This window comes from Rhizohabitans arisaemae, from assembly GCF_025996515.1.
GTDB classification, from domain to species: domain Bacteria; phylum Actinomycetota; class Actinomycetes; order Streptosporangiales; family Streptosporangiaceae; genus Rhizohabitans; species Rhizohabitans arisaemae.
Map to the genome: position 1 here is coordinate 716,430 of NZ_BLRH01000035.1, position 20,181 is coordinate 736,610.

Here is a 20,181-nt window from a genome sequence, read left to right on the forward strand (position 1 = left end):
AAAACCATGAGATTCCCCCTCTTCATCGCCGCCTGCCTGCTCGCGGCGGCGCTTCCGGCCACGCCGGCCTTCGCCGGGCCCGTCCCGGGCGCCCCCGCGGACACCCCGTCGGCCGGCGCCCTGGGCGGCGCGCCCCTGTCGCTGGCACCGGCGCCCAACATCTCGGTCGCCAACGTGAAGGCGCATCTGTCGCAGTTCCAGACGATCGCCAACAACAACGGCGGCACCCGGGCGCACGGCAGGCCCGGCTTCCGCGCCTCGCTCGACTACATCAAGGCGAAGCTGGACGCGGCCGGATACCAGACGACGATCCAGTCGTTCGTCTACAACAACGCGACCGGGTACAACCTGCTCGCCGAGTGGCCGGTCGGTGACGCGAACAACGTGATCATGATCGGTTCACACCTGGACTCGGTGTCCGCCGGGCCGGGCATCAACGACAACGCCTCCGGCTCGGCGGCCATCCTCGAATCCGCGCTTGAGGTCGCCCGCTCGAATTACCAGCCGACCAAGCGTCTGCGCTTCGCCTGGTGGGGCGCCGAAGAGGTCGGCCTGCGCGGGTCCAGGTACTACGTCACCAATCTCGCGGCGGCGGCGCGCAGCCGGATCAAGGCGTACATGAACTACGACATGGTCGGCTCGCCGAACCCGGCGTACTTCGTCTACGACGGCGACGACTCCGACCGGCGCGGGTCGGGCCCCGGACCGGCGGGCTCCGCGGAGCTTGAGCGGCTCCTGCAGGACTACTTCACCTCGATCGGCGTGCAGACCGAGGGCACCGACTTCGACGGCCGGTCCGACTACGGTCCCTTCATCGCCGTGGGCATCCCCGCGGGCGGCACCTTCACCGGGGCCGAAGGGATCAAGACCGCCGCGCAGGCACGCAAGTGGGGTGGCACGAGCGGCGTCGCCTACGACCGCTGCTACCACCGCGCGTGCGACACGACGTCCAACATCAACGACACCGCCCTCGATCGGAACGCGGACGCGATCGCGCACTCGGTGTGGAACCTGTCCGGTGGCACGAGCGGGCCTCCCGGCACCTCCTTCGAGAGCACGACCAACGTGAACGTGCCCGACCTGGGTTCGGCCGACTCGACGATCACGGTGTCGGGTGTGCCGGGCAACGCGCCCTCGGCGCTGCAGGTGTACGTCGATCTCCACCACACCTGGATCGGCGACCTCCAGGTCGACCTGGTCGCGCCCGACGGGTCCGTCTACCGGGTGAAGAACAGCGACAGCAACGACAGTGGCGACGTCCTGCACGCGACGTATCCGGTCAACGCCTCTTCGGAGGTGGCGAACGGGGTCTGGACGCTCCGGGTCCGGGACACGTCCGTGAACGACACCGGCTACATCGACGGCTGGAAGCTGACCTTCTAGACCCGCAGTTAGCTTGATTTATACAGATTTATCAAATTTGAGATGGATATCGTGGGGTTCCTGGAAGAAGATGAGGGCTGTGTAACGGCCGTCGAGTTCTCCTGGAGCCCTGCGATGTCACGGCGCACCAATCCATCGGGGGTTATTGCTGGAGGAGGCTCCGAACTGGAAGAAGCCCTCCGTGCGGGCCCCTTCGACCGAGCGCTGCAACTGGCGATTCAGTCGCGGGGGTTGAGTCTTGACCGCATCCACTCACGACTGGTCGAACGGGGGATCCCGGTCAGCGTCGCGAGCCTGAGCTACTGGCAGCGCGGGCTCTGCAGGCCGGAACGGACCCAGTCGTTGCGTGCGGTGCGCGCGATTGAAGAGATCTTGGAGTTGCAACCGGACTCCCTGGTCACACTGATCGGGCCCCGGCGTCCGCGTGGACGCTGGCTGGGACATGTTCCAGGCTCGCTTACTTATAGGGAGATATGTCCGGTATATACCGGATTGAGTGATCTCCTGGAAAAGATAAACAATCCGGTCGACGGCCAGCTGGAAACGCTCAGCCACCACGAGCGTTACATGGTCGGTTCGCGGAGGGAGGAACTCGCCGCCCGGTCACGCGTGGTGTTCCGGGCCCGGCAAGATGGCGTCGACCGCTATGTCGCCATCCATCACAATGAAAACCTCGCGGCGGCCCCGGACGGATTCACCAGCGATTTCTGCAGGGTGGGGCGGGTCCGTGCCGATCCGGCCGCCGGTCTCACCGCCGTCGAGCTCATCTTCGACCACCCGCTGGCCGAAGGGGAGACCTATCTGGTCGAGTACGAGTTCTCCTACAAGAGCGGCGGTCCCGAGGCCGCTCAGTACGTCCGGGGGTTCCGCTTCCCGACCAGGGAGTATCTCCTTCAGGTCCGCTTCGACAAGGCGGCCGTGCCACCGCGCTGCTACCAGATCTGGCAGCCCAACGTCGGCACGCCCCCGGTCGACCGGTCCGAGCTCCGTCTCAACAACTGGAACTCGGTCCACATCTTCGAGTTCGAGTCCCAGCCCGGGGTGCACGGGATCCGATGGGAGTGGAGCTGACCTTGACGTGACGGGGCCGTCGATCCGGGTGCACCGGGTCGGCGGCCCTTCGCCGTACCTCCAGGTGATCCACCCTTTATCACCCGAATGTGATGATTCGATCGCTCTATGTGGTTTATAGGGTGATTTGAGGAGATGATCGGGAGAAGCGGGGGGAGTATGGGAGAAGACCGGCCGACTGACGGGCTACGGAACCCCCCTCCGATCGGACCCGGGCACCGCGTATCTTCCGTACGGCGGAACCGGCTCGTGGTGGACTCCGGCCGGTTGTGGTCGGGTGGCATGGCGACCGCGCTGGCCACCGCGACGACCGCGCTGGTGGCCCTGCTCGTCGCCCGGGGAGTCTTCCGGGTCGGGGTCTGGCTGCCCGACGGGGACCGGAGCCTGGTGGACGCCTCCTTGGGCCGGCTGATGCTCATCTCCGCCATCGCGGCCCTGCTCGCCACCGCGTTCCTGCACACGCTGCTGGTGACCGCGTCCAGACCGCGCAGGCTCTTCACCGGCACCGTCGCGTTGATCACCGCGGTCGCGGCGCTCTGGCCGTTCGGCGGGGGAGGACCGTTCGCCGGCCAGGTCGCCGCCGCCGCGGTCGCGTTCGCCGTCGGGGCGACGATCTGCGGGCTGCTCAACGTCGCCGCGGCGTCCTCCACCCGGGTCCGGCCCCCGCCCCCGCGTCCGGCCAAGCCGTTTCAGTCCTGACGGGCCGCACTCCACGTCGGTCGCCCGCCGTCACACCTTCACCGCGTACAAGCCGTCGTCGGCGCGGTTGAGAGAGGCGACACCGAAGTAGGCGACTCCGTCGAACACGGCCGGCTTCGAGACCACTTGTTCGTGGTGTACGTCGAAACGCCATCGCCGGCGGCCGTCGGCGGCGTTCACGGCGTACAGTCCGGATCCGGCTCCGACGTAGACGGCTCCGCCGTTCAGCACGGGCGTCGACACGAAACCCCCGTCGAAGCTGAAGTGCCATCGCGCGCTTCGGCGATCGATGTCCAAGGCGTGCAGCCCCGACCCGCTCGTGAAGAAGAGAACCCCTTGTGCCGCCGTCGGAGTGGAGCTGCCTTGCGTCTTGAAACTCCATTGCTCTCGCCCTGTGGCGGGGTCCAATGCGCTCATCGTCCCACTGCGGATGACTTCGACGGCGAATTTGGGCACGGAGACGCCGTAGAGGACTCCGTTGATCAAGGCGGGGGCCGATTCCACAATGCCTTGGGCGAAACTCCAGCGCTCACTTCCGCCGACGGTGTCCAGGGCGTAAAGTTTGCCGTCGTCGCCGCCGATGTAGACGATGCCTCCGGCGACCGCCGGGGACGAGCGCAAGTCGCCTCTTCCGACGGTGCGGCTCCACCGTTCACCGCCCGTGGCGGTGTCCACCGCGTACAGTTTGCCGTTGTTGCCGCTGACGTAGACGGTTCCTTCGGCCACCGCCGGGGTCGAGAACACGGTGCCGCCGGTGGCGAAGCTCCACCGTTCACGGCCGGTGGCGGTGTCCACGGCGTACAGTTCGTTCCCCGAGCCGGTGTAGAGGACTCCGTCTACCACCACCGGTGAGGAGTGCGTCGGGGACTGAGCCACCTTGAGGTCCCATCGCACGTGCCCGGTGGCGGCGTCCACGGCGGACACCGTACCGAATCTGCTGATGACGTAGACCACCCCGTCGCGCACCACCGGCGGCCCGTCGACGGGTCCGACGGCGGAGACGGACCACCACTTGAGCCCGGGAACGGAGGGCCGGGGGCCGGGGCTCGGGCCGAACGTCGACGTGGGCCGGCCCCTGACGGTCCCGGGAGCGTCGTTTATTCGGAGGAGTGAGCCAAGGAGGCCGGCCGTGGCCACGCCGGTGAGGCCGAGCAGGATACGTCGGCGAGAGTAGCCTCTGGCGAGTTCGGGCGCGGGCGCGTCCACGACGAAGGCCGCCGCCGAACCCGAACCGTGGTAAACGCGGATGGCGGCCCGTTCCCGGTGGGGCGGATTCGCGTCGGCGTCCGTGGGCGGCGGCTCAGGCGCGGACCGGGTTCGCGGTTCGGCCGGTTCCCTGTCGACCAAGGTCCGCGGGGCGGCGACCGCGGTCGGCGGATCGGCCGCCGAACCTGGACCGTGGTGCTCCCGGAGGGTGGCCGGTTCCCGGTAGGGGGGCGGATTCGCGTCGGCGTCCGTGGGCGGCGGCTCAGGCGCGGACCGGGTTCGCGGTTCGGCCGGTTCCCTGTCGACCAAGGTCCGCGGGGCGGCCGGGACGTCGGGGGCCGTGACCGGCAGGGGCCTGGAGACGCGGGTCCGTACGCCCTCGGCGACCGCCGCGGGGAGCCAGGTGCTGTCCGTGAACCGCCCGTCCACGGTGATGTTCGCGGCCACCTCGTCCAGCAGCGCCGTCACGGTCGGCCGTTCCTCGGGTTGTTTGGCGAGGCACCGGGCGATCAGGGCTCGCAGCCGGGGCGGGACCGATGTGAGGTCCGGCTCCTCGTGCACGGTGCGATACCACTGCCCCTGCCATGAGCCGCCGCCGAAGGGGCCGGTTCCGGTGGCGGCGAACGCCAGCACCGATCCCAGGCAGAACACGTCACCGGCCGGCCCGACAGAGGCCCCGGTCAGCTGCTCCGGCGACACGAAACCGGGTGTGCCGAGCGCGAGACCCGTTCCGGTCATCCGGCTGCCCTCGGTGGCCAGCGAGATCCCGAAGTCGATGACCCGGGGTCCGTCGTCGGCCAGCAGCACGTTGGACGGCTTCAGGTCCCGGTGGACGACCCCGGCGGCGTGTATCGACCCCAGAGCCTCGGCCAGCCCGGTGGCGAGGGCCAGCACGTACGCCTCGTCCCAAGGCCCGTACTCGCTCACCGCCTCGTCGAGTGACATCCCGGGGATGTACGCCGTCGCGAGCCACGGTGGGGATGCCGCCGGATCGGCGTCCACGACCCCCGCGGTGAAGAAGCCGCTGACGGTACGGGCGTGGGCGACTTCGCGGGCGAACCGCTTGCGAAACCCGGGATCGTCGCTCAACTCGGGCCGGATGATCTTTACGGCGACCGCCCGGCCGCTCCGCGAACGCCCGAGATAGACCCGGCCCATTCCACCCGCGCCCAGCCGCGTGACGATGCGATAGCCCCCGATCCGCTCGGGATCCCCCGCCTGCAGCGCTTCGAACTCCGGCATCTGTCGCTCCTCGGCGTCCCCCACCCGGTACTGGTGATCAGTACGATATTCCGATAGATCGATCATTAGATTGGATAATTGGGGGATTCTCGGCAGGCCCGAAAGGGTTACCGCAGCGCCGCGCGTGCGAACCCGTGATCGGTCACCGCATGCCCGGGCTCAGCTCGCGAGGTGCCCGGCGAGCCCCGCGATGTCCGCGGGCCCGGTACGGCAGCAGCCGCCGATCAGCAGCGCGCCCTCGGTGAGCCAGGAGGCGACCGCCTCGCGCCCGAGCGATGGGCGATCGGACCACGTACGAGTGGTCTCATCCCATTCACCCCCGTTGGGGTAGGCCACCCCGGGTTTTCCGGTGACCGCGCGAGCCTGCCGCAACGCGGGTCCGACCTCCTCCGGCGCGCAGCAGTTGACGCCGACCGCGATCACCTGGTCGACGCCGGCGGCGACCGAGAACGCCTCCTCCAGGCTCTGCCCGGCCCGGGTCCGCCCGCCGTCGACCGTGTAGGAGAGCCAGACCGGCAGCCCGGCCCGGCCCGCCGCGTCGATCAGCGCGGCGCCCTCGTCCGCGTCGGGGACGGTCTCCAGCGCCAGGACGTCCGCCCCCGCCTCGGCGAGCACCTCGATCCGGGGGAGGTGGAAGCGGGTGAGTTCGGCGACCGACAGTCCGTACCGCCCCCGATACTCGGACCCGTCGGCGAGCATCGCCCCGTAGGGCCCGACCGACGCGGCGATCCACAGCGGCCGTCCGTCGCCGGCGTCCCCGGCGCGGGTACGGGCCTGGGCGGCGAGCCGTACCGAGGTCCGCAGCAGTTCGGCCGTCTCGGCGCGGCCGAATCCCCGGGCGGCGAGCCCCTCGAAGGTCGCCTGGTAGCTCGCGGTCGTGGCGACCTGCGCCCCGGCCCGGAAGTAGGCGAGGTGGACGTCGGCGATCGCCTGCGGCGCGTCGATGAGGAGCCGCGCCGACCAGAGCGGGTCGGACAGGTCGTGCCCTCGGGCGCCGAGTTCGCTGGCGAGCCCGCCGTCCAGCGCAGTCGGGATCACCGGTCTCATGGGCCGAGTCTAGGCGGCCCGCCGTACCGCCCGATGGACAAGGCGCCCAGGGCATTTATATTGCAAGGAGACCGGAAACTGGGGGTACACATCGTGTCACTACGCGACGACGCCAGCGCGCTTCAGGACGATCTCGTACGGCTCCGCCACGACCTGCACCGGGAGCCGGAGCTCGGGCTCAGCCTCCCGCGAACCCAGGAGCGGGTGCTCACCGCGTTGCAGGGTCTCCCGTTGGAGATCTCCCTCGGGGAGCGGCTCAGCTCGATCACCGCGGTGCTGCGCGGATCCCAGCCGGGGCCGACGGTCCTGCTCCGCGGGGACATGGACGCGCTCCCGCTGACCGAGAGCCCGGACGGCGACCGGCCCGTCTCGCAGGCGGAGGGCCGGATGCACGCCTGCGGCCACGACCTGCACACCACGATGCTCGCCGGGGCGGCCACCCTGCTGTCGGGGCGGCGGGACTCCCTCAAGGGGGACGTGGTCTTCATGTTCCAGCCCGGCGAGGAGGGCCACCACGGCGCCAAGATCATGATTGAGGAGGGCGTGCTCGACGCCACGGGCAGCCGTCCCGTCGCCGCCTACGCCCTGCACGTGGTCTCCTCGCTCCTCGCACGCGGCCGGTTCCTCTCCCGTCCCGGGCCGATGATGGCGGCCGCGGACACCGTCCACGTGACCGTGCGGGGACTGGGCGGGCACGCCGCGGTGCCCTACCGCGCCAAAGACCCCATCCCGGTCGCCTGCGAGATGGTGACCGCGATGCAGACCATGGTGACGCGGGCGTTCGACGTGTTCGACCCGGTCGTGGTCACCGTCGGCAGCTTCCACGCCGGCACCGTCGACAACATCATCCCCGACCAGGCCCGCTTCGACGCGACGCTGCGCACCTTCTCCGAGGCCAACCACGCCGCCATCGAGGAGCGGGTGGTCGGCCTCATCCGCGGGATCGCCGCCGCCCACGGCCTGGAGGTGGAGATCGAGTACCGGCCGGGCTACCCGGTGACGGTCAACGACGCCGCCGAGGTGGAGTTCGTCGCCGGGACCGTGCGCGAGGTGTACGGCGAGGAACGCTATCTCCCCTCCCCCCAGCCGTTCACCGGCGCCGAGGACTTCTCCTTCGTCAGCGGGGAGGTCCCCGGCGCGTTCGTCGCCCTCGGGGCCTGCCCCGCGGACCGGGACCCCGCGAACGCGCCGTACAACCACGCCCCCGACGCCGCCTTCGACGACTCGGTCCTCGGCGACGGCGCCTCCCTCCTCGCCGAACTCGCCCTCCGCCGCCTCGCCACCACCGGGCCCGCCCCCGACGCGTAGCCCCGCTCCGGAAGCCGAATCATGGCCGGTAAGCCCGAGACCCCCACGGGCTTACCGGGTTCGGGTCGTGGGTACGGCTGTTGCGCTAGGTCCGCACTTCTCGCGGCGCGGTGGCTTTCCGCCGCCCCGCCGGTACCCGGCGTGTGACCCCGCTCCGGGGGTCAGGTCGTGGTTGGCAAGTCTGAGGTTCCCTGCGGGCTTGCCGGGTTCGAGTCGTAGGCACAGCTGTTGCTTAAGTGCGTTAGGTCCCCGCTGCTCGCTCTGCAGCGGCTTTCCGCTGTCCCATCCGCCCCCGGCGCGTAGCCCCGCTCCGGAAGTCGGATCATGGCCGGTAAGCCTGAGGTTCCCTCCGGGCTCACCGGGTTCCGGTCGCAAGTACGGCTGGATCTTAGGTGCCGGTCGCGCTACGTCCGCACTTCTCGCGTCGCGCTCTTTGCGGCGCGAGAATGCGCGCGGCGGTTGGTGCCGCGCGGTCTTTGCGCGGCACCAACCGACCGCGGTCGATGTCAAAAAACACTGTTCTTGTAAGCGTGATCGCACCTAACGCGGTATCGCACGTCCACGGTTGTCACCGGGACGGCTCTTACCTGCCCGAGCCCCGCACCTGAGACCCGGCAAGCCGAGGCGCCCGCCCCGCGACGATCAGGGCCGAGCGATACGGCGTGGAGCGGTTAGGATTCGTATGGTGTTGTTTCTCGAGATTTTCGGAGTGCTGGTCGCGATCCAGGGTTTCGGATCGGCCGCGTCGGAGCTGTTCGGCAAGGGCCGCAGCTGGGGTCTGATGGGGATTGCGGAGGACTTTCAACCCTTTTCCGGCATCCTGATCGGCTTGCTGGGGGTCCTGCTCATCGTGGCGGGGGAGAAGGGCCGCCGGGCCAATCGAGCGAAGAGACAATAACGGTATTCCCCATTGACTTGGCGGGGAATAGCGGTTGATTCTGGGGTTCCGGACCGACCCCTAAGGACGTCGTCTTGTCTCTGTGGAAGCCTGACCCCACGTTCTATCCCTCCCCTCGTGACGCAGCCTCCGGCCCCCGGGAGAAGCTCGCCTACGTCGGGGCGTTCGATCGATCGGCGGAGCGGCCTGACGCGATAACCGTCGTGGACACCGACCCGGAGTCACCGTCCTACGGCACCGTGGTCGGCTGGACCGATCTGCCCCACACCGGAGACGAGCTCCACCACTTCGGCTGGAACGCCTGCAGCAGCGCGCTCTGCCCGTACGCCCCCCACCCGCACACCGAGCGGCGCTATCTGATCGTTCCCGGGCTGCGTTCGTCGCGGATCTACGTGCTCGACACCAAGGATCGGGTCGCCCCCGAGGTCGTGAAGGTGCTCCAGCCGGAGGAACTGGCCAAACGGGCCGGCTACTCACGGCCGCACACCGTGCACTGCGGACCGGACGGGCTGTACGTCTCCGCGCTCGGCGGCGCGAACGGCGAGGACGGACCCGGGGGCATCGCCCTCCTGGACCACAGGTCGTTCGAGGTGCTCGGCCGGTTCGAGGTCGACCGCGGATCCCAGTATCTGGCCTACGACTTCTGGTGGCACCTCAACCACGACGTGCTCGTCTCCTCGGAGTGGGGGACACCGAGCATGATCGAGGACGGGATCGTCGGCGAGCTGCTCCTCGGACGGCAGTACGGCCATCGGCTGCACTTCTGGGACCTGCGCCGGCGTAGGCACCTCCAGGCGGTGGACCTCGGCGACCAGTACCAGATGGCGCTGGAACTCCGGCCCGCCCACGATCCGACGAAGACCTACGGGTTCGTCGGCGTCGTGGTGAGCGTCGAGGACCTGTCCGCCTCCGTCTGGGTCTGGTACCGGGACGGCGCCGAGTGGGCGGTCCGCAAGGTGATCGACATTCCCGCCGAGCCCGCTTCGGCCGACGACCTGCCGCCGGTGCTCAAGCCGTTCGGCGCGGTTCCGCCGCTGGTGACCGACATCGACCTCTCGGTGGACGACCGGTACCTCTACGTGTCGTGCTGGGGGACCGGGGAGCTCAAGCAGTACGACGTGACCAACCCGTTCGAGCCGATCGAGGTGGGGTCGGTGCGGCTCGGGGGCATCGTCCGGCGCACCCCCCATCCGGCCCGGCCCGATGAGCCGCGGGCGGGCGGGCCGCAGATGGTCGAGGTGAGCAGGGACGGCAGGCGGGTCTACGTGACCAACTCGCTCTACGGCTCCTGGGACGACCAGTTCTACCCCGACGGGGTGGGCGGCTGGATGGCCAGGCTCGACGTGGCGGACGGCGGCGGCCTGACCGTGGACGAGCGGTTCTACCCCGACTTCCGGGGGCTCCGGCCCCATCAGACCCGGCTCCAGGGCGGCGACGCGTCCTCCGACTCGTACTGCTACCCGTAGAGCCCGTCCGTGACGATCACCACGGTGCTCCTGCTCGGCGCCTTCCACGGACTCAACCCGGCGATGGGCTGGCTCTTCGCGGTCGCGCGAGGACTGCAGGAGCGCAGCCGCGATCTGCTGCTCCAATCCCTGCCGGTGATCGCGCTCGGGCATCTCGGCTCGGTGGCGCTGGTCGCGGTCGTCGTCGGCGTCACCGGTTCGGTGCTCACCGGAGGCGTCGTCGCGATCGGCGGGGGTGTGCTCCTGGTCGCGTTCGGGCTGTGGCGGCTCCTCTCCCGCAGGCACTTCCGCTGGGTGGGGATGCGTCTCTCCCTGACGCAGCTCGCCGGATGGTCGTTCCTCATGTCGTCGGCGCACGGGGCGGGGTTCATGCTCCTCCCCGTGCTCACCAGCGTGGAGGTCACCGGGGCACCGGGCCCGCACAGCACGCACGCGCTCTCCGGGGCACTCTCCGGCGGTCTGGCCGTGGCCGCGATCCACACGCTCGCGATGTTCACCGTCGCCGGGGTGATCGCCGTGATCGTCTACGAGTTCCTCGGCGTGACCGTACTCCGCCGCGCCTGGTTCAACCTCGACCGCATGTGGGCCGTCGCCCTCGTCGCCGCAGGCGCCATCACCATCGCCACCAATTGGTAGCCAGCCCTGGTAATCCCTGCAAGGTTTCCACATCCGTGGTTGCGAGTGCGGCTGGATCCTAGGGCTGGTCGCGCTACGTCCGCACTTCTCGCGCCGCGTACTCTGCGGCGCGAGAATGCGCGCGGCGGTTCGCGCCGGACGCCCTTTGTCCGGCGCGAACCGACCGCGGTCGATGTCAGAAAATACTGTTCTTGTAAGCTCGGGTTCCCTTAACGGGGTATCGCACGTCCACGGTTGTCACCGGAATCGTGTGCACGCGCGGGAGCCGACCACGCTGTTCCCTTGGTAGGCCTCTCAGCGGGAGATCAACGACCTCAGGAAGAAGGCGACGTTGGCGGGGCGTTCGGCGAGGCGGCGCATGAAGTAGCCGTACCAGTCCTGGCCGAAGGGGACGTACACCCGGACGGCGGAGCCTTCGTCGACGAGCCGGCGCTGGGTTTTGGCGCGGATGCCGTACAGCATCTGGAACTCGTAGCTGTCGGGGGTGCGGCCGTACGTGATCATCGCGAGGTGCTTGGCCACCTCGATCATCCGCTCGTCGTGGGTCGCGATCATGGGTCGCCCCGCGCCCGCCATGAGGATCTTCATGCAGCGGATGTAGGCCCGGTCGACTCCGGCCTTGCTCTGGATCGCGACGGAGGGCGGCTCCTTGTAGGCGCCTTTGACGAGCCGGACCCGTGAGCCGGCTCGGGAGAGTTCCCGGCAGTCCTCCTCGGTCCGGTACAGGTACGCCTGCAGCGCCACCCCGACCCAGGGGAATTCGGCGCGGAGCGTGTGGAGGATCGACAGCGTGGAGTCGATCGTGGTGTGGTCCTCCATGTCCAGGGTGACCAGGATGTTCCGCGCCGCCGCGGCCCGGCAGATCTGGTGCGCGTGCTCCAGCGCGATCTTCTCCCCGTCGCCGGGGAGGGCCTGGCCGAGGGCCGACAGTTTCAGGGAGACCTCGGAACCGGGTTCGAGCCGTTCGATCAGCGCGAGGTAGGCGTCCCGGATCGCCTCGGCCTGCGGCAGGTCCAGGGTGTCCTCACCGAGGACGTCGATGGTGACGTCCATCCCGGCGCCGGCGAGCCGCCCGACCACGTCGACGACCTCGTCCAGCTCCTCGCCGGCCACGAATCGGTCGACGACACGGCGGGTCAGGGGGGATCCGGCGATTAGCCGGCGGGCCGCGGCGCTCCGTGATGCGCGGAGGAGAATGGATGCGAGCATGTCTGGACGGTATGTCCGGGGCGTCACCGGGGAACATCGACAGACGCCACGAATCATTCATACATATGCTCAAGAGCGATGGAACTGCAGGATCTCGTCGACGAGGTGTCGAGGGTTCTCGGCGGACCGGCCACCCTGGAGGACAGGGCCCTCCGCCTGCTCGCCTATGCCCCGCACGCCACCCCGCTGGACGCCGTGCGTCAGGCGTCGATCCTGCGCCGGGAGGCCTCCCCGGCGGTACGCCGGCATTTCCAGCGGTACGGGATCGACCGTGCGGTCGCCCCGGTCCGCATCCCGGCGGACCCGGAGGCCGGGGTGCTCGGCCGGATCTGCGTCCCGGTCCGGCAGGGCTCGGTGATCCGGGGCTTTCTCTGGGTGCTGGACGAGGGTCAGGAGATCGACGAGCGGCGGCTGCGCCCCCTGGTGGAGCGGCTCGCCGTTCTGCTGGCCGGGGAGGCGCGGGACCGCGCCGGGCAGGGCAGGCTCGTCCGCGATCTGCTCACCGGGCCGGAGGAGGCCCGGGCGGCGGCGGGGGACCGGCTCGTGGATCTCCGGCTGCTCGTTCCGGGACGGCACTACCAGGTCGCCGTGGCGGCGCCTTCGGCCCCGCTCGGCGAGGGAGCCGCGGCGCTCGGCTGGGTCGGCGAGGACGCCACGGCGCTGATTCTGCGGGAGGGCGAGACGGTGGCGGCGGGGGGGATCGGCGGGGTGCGCACCCAGCCGCACGAGCTGGCGGAGAGCTGGCGCGAGGCCCGGGACGCGGCCGAGGTCGCCCGGGTCGTCCCCTCCTTCAGGCCGGTCGCCCGCTGGTCCGAGCTCGGGGTCTACCGCACACTCATCCGGCTCCGCGACGCCGATCTGCGCGGCGCGGTGGCGGGCCCGGTGCGCAGGCTGCTCGACGCCGGTGACCTCGAACTGATCCACACGGTCGAGACGTTCCTCGATCGGGCGGGTCACGTGCAGGAGAGCGCCAGGGAACTCAGCATCCACCGGCAGACCCTCTACTACCGCCTGGAGAAGGTGAGCCGGATCACCGGGCTGGACCTCGACGACGGCCGGGCCCGGCTCGAACTCCACCTGGCGTTGAAGGCCGCCCACCTGGTGGACCGCTGACGCCGGCTAGGTGAAGATCTCCGGCGGCGGGACGGGGACGGGGATCTCCTGGCCGTCGCGGATCGGCGGGAGCGCGCCGCGGAACCGGTCGAGCTCCTCGTCGTGGACGACCCGCCCGCGGGGGATGGAGCCCGCGCTCCGCCGTACCAGCGTCTCGATCGGCAGGGGCTCGCCGGAGGCGGCGACGATGAGGTTGCCGAAGTGGCGGCCGCGCAGGACGCCCGGATCGGCGACGACGGCGACGTGGGGGAACACGGAGCGGATCGTGGCGACCAGCCGCCGGGCGAAGGGCAGCGGCGGCCCGTCGGCGACGTTGACCAGGTACGTCCCGGTGGGGCGCAGGACCCGGAGCACGTCGTGGAGGAACTCCAAGGTGACCAGGTCGCCGGGGATCCGCGCGCCGATGAAGGCGTCGAGGATCACCAGGTCGGATTCGCCGTCCCGCAGCGCGGCGAGCCCGCTCCGGCCGTCGGTGATCCGGATTTTGATCCGGGGCGGGGCCAGCTGGCTGCGGACCAGTTCGACCAGGGCGCCGTCCGGCTCGATGACGATCTGGCGGGATCCCGGGCGGGTTTTCGCCACGTAGCGCGGGAGGGTGCAGGCGCCGCCGCCGATGTGGACGACGTCGATCGCCCCCTCGGGCTCCAGGCAGTCGATCACGTCCGCCATATGCCGCACATACTCGAAATCCAGGTATGTCGGATCGGAGAGGTCCACGTAGGACTGGGGCACCCCGTTGACGCTGAGCAGCCAGCCGTCCTCGCGGTCGAGGTCGTGCAGAATCTCGGCTTGCCCGGAGCCGATGCTATACAGACCCGGTATCGGGCTGGTCTTACGTTTCATCCCTGGTGGATTATACGATCTGCCGCGATGCGCACACGCGGACTGCTCGTGCTCTTCGCAGGCTTCGTCGGCATCGTCCTGGTAGCCGGTGGGGCGATCGTCACGCTGTCCCTGCGCGTGTCGGGCAGCCCCGAGGCGACCTCGCGCGACTACTTCGACGCCTGGGACGACGGGGACTTCACCGCGATGCGGCGGCTCACGGCCGATCCGCCCGCCGATTTCGAACAGCGGCACACGTCCCTCGACGCCGATCTCCGGGTCGAGGTCACCCGGGTGGAGCCCGGCTCCCTGCGCAAGACCGGGGAGGAGGCGAGCGTCACGTTCACGGTGACGCGTGAACTCGCCTCGATCGGCTCGTGGAGCCATGAGTCCACGCTGCACCTGGCCGTCGTCGACCGGCGCTGGAAGGTGGTCTGGTTTCCGGCCACCCTGCATCCGGCGCTCACCCCGGGCGGCAGGCTCCGGTTGACCGAGTTCCCCCCGCCGCCTGCGCCGGAGCCCGACCCGCCCGTCACCTTCGACCCCGGCGTGCAGGGCCCGCCCGAACCCGTGGACCGCAACGGGCGGCCGCTGCCGGTCGGGACCGGGGCGGAGCGGCACATCCGCGCGCTCGCCGCCCGCTTTCCGGTGGCCGCCGAGCCCGCGCCGCCCCTGGCGGAGTCGTCGGCGCCCCCGCCGGTCCGCAAGAGCGCCTGGGCGATCGAGCTGGAGGTCGACGGCAGGATCGCGCGGCGCCTGCGGCTGTTCGGGGAGATCCCCCTCCCCCTGCCGCCGAGGCCCGTCGAATCGCCTCGGCCCCAGCCGAAGCCGCGGCGCGCCGGACTCAGGACGACGCTGGACGCGGGGCTGGTCCGGGCCGCCGACCGGGCCCTGGCGGGGGTGGGCCGGGCGGCGCTCGTCGCCGTCCAAGCCTCGACCGGGGAGATCCTGGCCGTGGCCGACACCCTGCCGCAGGAGACGGGGGCCTTTCTCGGCAGATATCCTCCGGGCTCCACGTTCAAGGTGGTCACCGCGGCGGCGCTGCTCGCCGGGGGGATGGGCCCGGAGACCCCCGTCGCCTGCCCCGGCACGGTCGTCGCGGGGCAGCGGGAGTTCGTGAACCCGGGCCGGTTCGACCTGGGGACGGTCCCGTTGCGCAGGGCGTTCGCGCAGTCGTGCAACACCACGTTCACCCGGCTGGCGGTGGAGCGGGCGGGAGCCGACGCGCTCCTCGCCCAGGCGCGGGTCTTCGGCTTCGTGGACGGGCCCGTCTATCCGGGGGTGCCCGCGGTACGGGCCGACTTCCCCGCCCCGACGGGGCCCGCCGACCTGGCGGAGGCGTCCATCGGGCAGGGCAGGGTGCTGGCCAGCCCGCTCTCCATGGCGCTGGTGGCCGCGGCCGTGGCGAACGGCACCTGGCGCCCGCCCCGGCTCGTCGCGGCCGCGCTGGCGAACCGGACCGGGCAGGCGGCGGCCCCCCGGGCGCTCGACCCCGCGATCCTGCCGGGGCTGCGCTCCCTGATGAGCGCGGTGGTGACGGACGCGAACGGTACGGCGGCCGGGGCGGGCCTGCCGTCCGGGGTCGCCGGGAAAACCGGTACGGCCGAGTTCGACGGGTCCGGGGGCCGGGGGGAGCACGCCTGGTTCCTCGGGTACCGGGAGGATCTGGCGTTCGCGGTCTTCGTGGCGGGCGGCGGGTCGGGTGGCCAGGTCGCGGCGCCGATCGCCGCGCGGTTCCTGGCGGGGGTTCGGTAGCGAGGTTTGCCATCGGTGCCGGGGGCCGTAGCCTTGGCGGTGCCGCCCCGGTCCGGTGTGTGGGGCGAGACGGGGAGGAAGCCGTGAAGCTGAAGCTGGATCTCCACGACATCTACAACAAGGGCCAGAGCATCGACCGCGCGCTGCAGGGCATCATCGACGAGGCGGTGGCGAAGCGGGCCCCGCTCATTGAGATCATCCCCGGGAAAGGCTCAGGCCAGCTCAAGAAGCGGGTGATCCGGTTTCTGGAGCAGAAGGAGATCAAGGCGCTGTACCACCGGCTGGAGAAGGACTCCAAGAACTTCGGGCGGCTGTTCGTTCATTTCCGGTGGAAGTGAACGGGTTCAAGTCTCCCCGGTCTGGGGGATCGGCGCTTCGGGGACGGCGGAGCCGCGCCAGAGGTCGATGGCCGACGGGCGGGACGCCACCCCGAGTTTGCCGTAGATCCGGTTGACGTGGTTCTTCACGGTCTTCTCGCTGAGGAAGAGCCTGCGGGCGATCTCCCCGTTCGAGAACCCGGCGGCGATCAGGTCCATGACCTCGGCCTCACGCCTGCTCAGTCCCAGCCCGGTCTCGAACGCTGTGTCATCGACTCTCATTCGGCCTCCGGGACACGACATAATCATGCCGCTGGCCCCCCGAACTGGCGGCTTTAGCCTCCGTAGCTGACAGCGAGCATATAGGCGGATGTCCGGAAACGCGCGATCTTTCATAGACGGCCTGGTGCCGGGCGGGGAAGGGAGTCCCTCCTCAAAGCGAAAGTGGCCGGTCCCTGAGGAACCGGCCACTTTCAGTGGGGTGAGTGATGGGACTTGAACCCACGACATCCAGGACCACAACCTGGCGCTCTGCCAGCTGAGCTACACCCACCAAGCCCGCCGTGATCGAACCGAACGCGGCGTATGTAGAAAGTGTAGCGGGCCCGACGCCCGACTTGCGACGTGGTTAGGTCTCCGACACGCGGGAGTTTTCCGATTCGGCGAGAATCGCCCCCGCGACGTCACGCGCCGTGGCCGAGTCGGGGCCGGGCTGGGGGACGAACACGGCCGCCCGGTAGTACCGCATCTCCAGGATGCTCTCCATGATGTCGGCGAGCGCCCGGTGGCCGCCGGTCTTCTCGGGCGCGGCGAAGTAGACCCGCGGATACCAGCGGCGGACCAGTTCCTTGACCGACGACACGTCGACCATCCGGTAGTGCAGGTAGGCGTCGAGCGCAGGCATGTCGCGGACGATGAACGACCGGTCGGTGGCGATGGAGTTCCCGCAGAGGGGGGCCTTCTTCGCCTCGGGCACGTGGCCCCGGATGTAGTCCAGGACCAGGGCTTCGGCCTCGGCCACGGTCACCCCGGTGCCGAGCTGGGCGAGCAGCCCGGAGGCGGTGTGCATCTCCCGGACGACCTGCGTCATCTGGTCCAGGGACTCCGGTGGCGGCTTGATGATCACATCGACCCCCGCGTCCAGCGGGTTGAGCTCACTGTCGGTGACGACGCAGGCCACCTCGACGAGGGTGTCCCGCTCCAGGTCGAGCCCGGTCATCTCACAGTCGATCCACACCAGCCGGTCGTTCATGTCTCCAGCGTAGTGTGCGTTCAGGGTGCCACCGCGAGAGAGCCGAGGATCCGATCCACGTTCGCCGTCCCCAGGTTGTCGGGCATCGAGATGTAGAGCACCCCGGGACGCTGCCCGGCGCCGCGGTCGACCACGACGATCGCGAGCGTCTCGGTCGACCACTTCCACCGCTTGGCCTTGGCCTCGTTGAAGGTCAGCTTGGCTTTGACCAGCCAGCCGTCGCGCCCGCCGACCTTGATGGCCTTGTCCTCGACACCTTCGGCCTCGTGCTTCTCCGGATAGTAGTTCCGGTTGAAGTACGAGAGCAGGCTTCGCGCGGAGGCCTTCAGGTCGTCCGGCCCGCCGTAGGAGATCCGCCTGGCCAGCGGCCCGGAGTAGGCGTTGCCGATCCAGTCGTTCTGCCCCTTGTAGCCCTCGTGGGAGACCTTCTGGAACCCAGCGGTCCACCCCTGCTCCTGCGGGTTGTCGCTGTTCACCTCGTCGCTGTTCGGGATCCGCCAGCCGTCGGTGAGGAAGGTGTAGCTGAGGCCGGCCTGCGGGTCGACGATCTTCCCGTCGACCGGCCGGGGGAGGGCCCCTCCGGTGGGAAGGTCCGGGGGGATCGTGGTCGGCGGCGTCGTCGGCGGCTCGGTGGTCGGCGGGGCCTCCGGCGTCGGGGTGACGGTGACGGCCGGCGGGAGGGCGTTCGGTTCGGTCGGCGTGCTCGTCCCGGTCAGGGAGATGATGAGCACCACCACGACGACGACCGCGACCGCGGCGGAACCGCCGATGATCCACGGGAGGAGGCTTTTGCCGCCCGGCTGGTTGGGCATCACCGAGGTGTCGCCCCGCCACGCCTCACCCGCGCCCCATTGCGGGCCCGGCTGGGCCGGGGACGACGCCTGCCCCTGCCATCCTCCGGGGCCCTGCGGGGGACCCTGGCCGTAGCCCCACTGCCCGGCGCCTTGCCCGGGGGCGCTGTGGGCCGCGCCGCCCTGCCAGGAGGGGGGCTGTCCGGGGCCCGAGGGGCTCTGCCCCTGAGGGGCGGGCGCACCCCAGGAGGGCTGCGGCGGCTGGGCCTGCGGGCCCGCGGGTGTCGTCGGCTCCACGGGGTGGGTGGCTTCGGTCCACTGGTTGCCGTCCCACCAGCGCAGGAGGCCCGGCACGCCGTACGGATCGGGGTGCCAGCCGGGAGGGGTCTGCGTGGTCATGGCGCCAGGGTAGGGCAGTCGCTGGAATATCCGTGTAAAAGAGTGAAATGCCGTGTTCGGTCTAGCATCGGAACCGCACCGTCCCCTTGGCGCTTAGCGGGTCGCCGGGCTGCACGAGTGGAGAGGTGATCCGCAGGGTCAGCGTCTCCCTGCCCTCGCCGCTGCCCTTGGGGGTCAGGACGAAGGGAACCCGCACCGACGTCTGATCGGCGCTGACCCGTTCCTCCTGCTTCCCCCTGGGCTGATCGCCCTGGAACCACTCGTAGGTGATCAGGCCCGCCTCCCCGTTGGTCGCGATCACCCCGTGCAGTCTGACCCCGTCCTCGTCGCAGCCCTGGACGCCCTTCGGCGCCTCCACTTTGACGCTCTGCACCACCAGCGGCGGCATGGGCCGGAGCAGCCACCAGGCGACCCCGGCGACGATCAGCGCCATGATCAGCATGGTGATCACGGGGAGGACGCGCCCGCGCCGCCGGACCGCCCTCCGCTTCCCTTTGCTCTGCGCGCCCGGCCGTTCCGCCTCCCGGGTCTGCCCCTGCTGCCAGATCTCCGCGGCCCGGGTCTTGGCCTGCGTCTGGGTGGGCACCCCGGGGCCGAAGCGCATCTGCACCTCCCCGGTGGCCGTCCGGCTTGAGCCCGTGTCGGCCGTACCGGCGTCGAAACCCGGTGGGGTACGGGCGTCGCCGGGTCCGGGCCCGCCCGCCGACGTGACCCGCAGCAGCGTCACGGCCTCGGGGGCGTACCCCTGCGGGAACGGCTGCTCCCCGGTGAACTCCCGCGTGGGGATCGGGGCCGCGAGCCGGTTCGCCGAGTCGATCAGGGCGGTACGGGTGGTGAAGCCCCCGGGGAGCCGGTCGCGTCCGGCGAGCAAGGCGTCCCGCGCGGCGACCAGACCGCGGGACTCCGCCGTCGCCGCGCAGTGGGCCAGCAGCGCGGCGGCCTGCCGGTCCGGGCCGGCCCAGGCGTCGGCGAGGCCGCGGGCGAGCGTGGCCCACGCGGCGACGTCCGCGTGCGCCGGCACCGTCTCGCCGCGCAGGGCGACGGCGAGCCCGGCCTCGTTCAGCAGGGCGGCGCCGTCGGAGTCGATCACGATCGTCCCGGCGTGCAGCGCGCCGTGCACCAGGCCCGAGGCGTGCAGCGAGAGCAGGGTCTGCAGGGTCTCGATGAGAACGGTCGCCGCGCTCCCGGCGTCGGGGCCGGGTCCGGTCGCCCCCAGCTCGGCCAGGGTCGGCGTGGCCGGGCGCGCGGAGAGCAGCCAGACCTTGCCCTCCGCGCCGACCAGGTCGGCGACCGGAACCAGGCCGGTCACGCCCGACTGGGTGAGGTGCCGGACCGCGGTGACCGCGGCGACGAGTCGTGCGGGGGCGCCGGGGACGGCGAGCAGGCCGGGGTCGATCAGCAGCGCTCCCGCCGCGGAGCCGTCCGGTGCCAGCGCGGCGTCCCAGCCGCCGAGTTCCGAAGATCGAGGTCGCCCTGCCAGCAGATAGCCCGCGACAGACGTCATCGATGTACCGCCTTCCATCCGGCCGTCACCTCAGTGTCACTGTTTCCACGGCCCCGGTCACGC

The 20,181-nt window shown here is 70.5% G+C and carries 18 protein-coding genes and 1 tRNA gene; 10 read left to right on the plus strand and 9 right to left on the minus strand.

Annotated elements, in window-relative coordinates:
- The first annotated feature begins 6 nt into the window (after positions 1 to 6).
- The 3 genes from RUR_RS25250 (at position 7) to RUR_RS25260 (ending at position 3,153) form a co-directional block, all read left to right on the plus strand.
- The gene (locus tag RUR_RS25250) at positions 7 to 1,383 is read left to right on the plus strand and encodes a M28 family metallopeptidase (protein ID WP_283137666.1); all 1,377 of its coding nucleotides are present in this window, start codon (positions 7 to 9) and stop codon (positions 1,381 to 1,383) included.
- 231 nt (positions 1,384 to 1,614) lie between these two features.
- Complete coding sequence (locus tag RUR_RS25255; RefSeq protein WP_283137667.1) at positions 1,615 to 2,454, plus strand: hypothetical protein; 840 nt, start codon at positions 1,615 to 1,617, stop codon at positions 2,452 to 2,454.
- A gap of 282 nt (positions 2,455 to 2,736) precedes the next feature.
- Entirely contained in the window at positions 2,737 to 3,153 is a 417-nt protein-coding gene (locus tag RUR_RS25260; protein ID WP_283137668.1) for a hypothetical protein, read from the plus strand.
- A gap of 30 nt (positions 3,154 to 3,183) precedes the next feature.
- Here the strand turns inward: RUR_RS25260 and RUR_RS25265 are convergent, their stop codons facing one another.
- Together RUR_RS25265 and mmuM are read right to left on the minus strand one after the other, a co-directional pair.
- Positions 3,184 to 5,601 (minus strand): outer membrane protein assembly factor BamB family protein, encoded by a 2,418-nt coding sequence (locus tag RUR_RS25265; RefSeq protein WP_283137669.1) that lies wholly within the window; start codon positions 5,599 to 5,601, stop codon positions 3,184 to 3,186.
- Positions 5,602 to 5,760: 159 nt separating this feature from the next.
- Positions 5,761 to 6,648 (minus strand): homocysteine S-methyltransferase, encoded by an 888-nt coding sequence (mmuM, locus tag RUR_RS25270; RefSeq protein ID WP_283137670.1) that lies wholly within the window; start codon positions 6,646 to 6,648, stop codon positions 5,761 to 5,763.
- Between the two features lie 93 nt (positions 6,649 to 6,741).
- On the opposite strand from mmuM, the gene RUR_RS25275 reads away from it, so the two are divergent.
- The 4 genes from RUR_RS25275 (at position 6,742) to RUR_RS25290 (ending at position 10,956) form a co-directional block, all read left to right on the plus strand.
- Entirely contained in the window at positions 6,742 to 7,956 is a 1,215-nt protein-coding gene (locus RUR_RS25275) for a M20 metallopeptidase family protein (protein ID WP_283137671.1), read from the plus strand.
- Between the two features lie 685 nt (positions 7,957 to 8,641).
- A complete protein-coding gene (locus RUR_RS25280; RefSeq protein WP_283137672.1) occupies positions 8,642 to 8,854 on the plus strand; it encodes a hypothetical protein in 213 nt (70 codons plus the stop codon).
- A gap of 74 nt (positions 8,855 to 8,928) precedes the next feature.
- A complete protein-coding gene (locus RUR_RS25285; RefSeq protein WP_283137673.1) occupies positions 8,929 to 10,320 on the plus strand; it encodes a selenium-binding family protein in 1,392 nt (463 codons plus the stop codon).
- Between the two features lie 9 nt (positions 10,321 to 10,329).
- Positions 10,330 to 10,956, plus strand: a complete 627-nt coding sequence (locus RUR_RS25290) for a hypothetical protein (protein WP_283137674.1) — start codon at positions 10,330 to 10,332, stop codon at positions 10,954 to 10,956.
- Positions 10,957 to 11,250: 294 nt separating this feature from the next.
- Here the strand turns inward: RUR_RS25290 and RUR_RS25295 are convergent, their stop codons facing one another.
- Positions 11,251 to 12,165, minus strand: coding sequence for a proline dehydrogenase family protein (locus tag RUR_RS25295; protein ID WP_283137675.1), 915 nt, complete (start codon positions 12,163 to 12,165; stop codon positions 11,251 to 11,253).
- Positions 12,166 to 12,243: 78 nt separating this feature from the next.
- Between RUR_RS25295 and RUR_RS25300 the strand changes: the two genes are divergently transcribed.
- Positions 12,244 to 13,278: a PucR family transcriptional regulator gene (locus tag RUR_RS25300; RefSeq protein ID WP_283137676.1), complete on the plus strand. Its 1,035-nt coding sequence runs from the start codon at positions 12,244 to 12,246 to the stop codon at positions 13,276 to 13,278.
- Positions 13,279 to 13,284: 6 nt separating this feature from the next.
- On the opposite strand, the gene RUR_RS25305 is transcribed toward RUR_RS25300, so the two are convergent.
- Positions 13,285 to 14,121 (minus strand): spermidine synthase, encoded by an 837-nt coding sequence (locus tag RUR_RS25305; RefSeq protein ID WP_283137677.1) that lies wholly within the window; start codon positions 14,119 to 14,121, stop codon positions 13,285 to 13,287.
- Between the two features lie 27 nt (positions 14,122 to 14,148).
- Here RUR_RS25305 and RUR_RS25310 point away from each other — a divergent pair, with 27 nt between their 5' ends.
- Complete coding sequence (locus RUR_RS25310) at positions 14,149 to 15,855, plus strand: penicillin-binding transpeptidase domain-containing protein (protein ID WP_283137678.1); 1,707 nt, start codon at positions 14,149 to 14,151, stop codon at positions 15,853 to 15,855.
- A gap of 83 nt (positions 15,856 to 15,938) precedes the next feature.
- On the plus strand, positions 15,939 to 16,193 hold the full coding sequence (locus RUR_RS25315; protein WP_283137679.1) for a Smr/MutS family protein: 255 nt from the start codon (positions 15,939 to 15,941) through the stop codon (positions 16,191 to 16,193).
- Between the two features lie 6 nt (positions 16,194 to 16,199).
- Here RUR_RS25315 and RUR_RS25320 read toward each other — a convergent pair whose 3' ends face one another.
- The 5 genes from RUR_RS25320 to RUR_RS25340 all read right to left on the minus strand — a co-directional run bounded on the left by RUR_RS25320 (position 16,200) and on the right by RUR_RS25340 (position 20,118).
- Entirely contained in the window at positions 16,200 to 16,454 is a 255-nt protein-coding gene (locus tag RUR_RS25320; RefSeq protein ID WP_428847023.1) for a helix-turn-helix domain-containing protein, read from the minus strand.
- A 195-nt stretch (positions 16,455 to 16,649) separates the two neighbouring features.
- Positions 16,650 to 16,725 (minus strand) — tRNA-His (locus RUR_RS25325).
- Positions 16,726 to 16,800: 75 nt separating this feature from the next.
- The gene (gene orn / locus RUR_RS25330; RefSeq protein WP_283137680.1) at positions 16,801 to 17,424 is read right to left on the minus strand and encodes an oligoribonuclease; all 624 of its coding nucleotides are present in this window, start codon (positions 17,422 to 17,424) and stop codon (positions 16,801 to 16,803) included.
- A 20-nt stretch (positions 17,425 to 17,444) separates the two neighbouring features.
- Positions 17,445 to 18,614 carry a DUF2510 domain-containing protein gene (locus RUR_RS25335; protein WP_283137681.1) on the minus strand — a complete coding sequence of 390 codons (1,170 nt, stop codon included), beginning with the start codon at positions 18,612 to 18,614 and terminating at the stop codon, positions 17,445 to 17,447.
- Positions 18,615 to 18,675: 61 nt separating this feature from the next.
- A complete protein-coding gene (locus RUR_RS25340; protein ID WP_283137682.1) occupies positions 18,676 to 20,118 on the minus strand; it encodes a protein kinase family protein in 1,443 nt (480 codons plus the stop codon).
- Positions 20,119 to 20,181: the final 63 nt, after the last annotated feature.

Coding starts and splice junctions, on each gene's coding strand:
- RUR_RS25260 (WP_283137668.1), top strand. CDS start 2,737: ATGGCGACCGCGCTGGCCACCGCGACGACCGCGCTGGTGGCCCTGCTC.
- RUR_RS25265 (WP_283137669.1), bottom strand. CDS start 5,601: ATGCCGGAGTTCGAAGCGCTGCAGGCGGGGGATCCCGAGCGGATCGGG.
- RUR_RS25340 (WP_283137682.1), bottom strand. CDS start 20,118: ATGACGTCTGTCGCGGGCTATCTGCTGGCAGGGCGACCTCGATCTTCG.
- RUR_RS25310 (WP_283137678.1), top strand. CDS start 14,149: ATGCGCACACGCGGACTGCTCGTGCTCTTCGCAGGCTTCGTCGGCATC.
- orn (WP_283137680.1), bottom strand. CDS start 17,424: ATGAACGACCGGCTGGTGTGGATCGACTGTGAGATGACCGGGCTCGAC.
- RUR_RS25295 (WP_283137675.1), bottom strand. CDS start 12,165: ATGCTCGCATCCATTCTCCTCCGCGCATCACGGAGCGCCGCGGCCCGC.
- RUR_RS25305 (WP_283137677.1), bottom strand. CDS start 14,121: ATGAAACGTAAGACCAGCCCGATACCGGGTCTGTATAGCATCGGCTCC.
- RUR_RS25250 (WP_283137666.1), top strand. CDS start 7: ATGAGATTCCCCCTCTTCATCGCCGCCTGCCTGCTCGCGGCGGCGCTT.
- RUR_RS25335 (WP_283137681.1), bottom strand. CDS start 18,614: ATGACCACGCAGACCCCTCCCGGCTGGCACCCCGATCCGTACGGCGTG.
- mmuM (WP_283137670.1), bottom strand. CDS start 6,648: ATGAGACCGGTGATCCCGACTGCGCTGGACGGCGGGCTCGCCAGCGAA.
- RUR_RS25320 (WP_428847023.1), bottom strand. CDS start 16,454: ATGAGAGTCGATGACACAGCGTTCGAGACCGGGCTGGGACTGAGCAGG.
- RUR_RS25300 (WP_283137676.1), top strand. CDS start 12,244: ATGGAACTGCAGGATCTCGTCGACGAGGTGTCGAGGGTTCTCGGCGGA.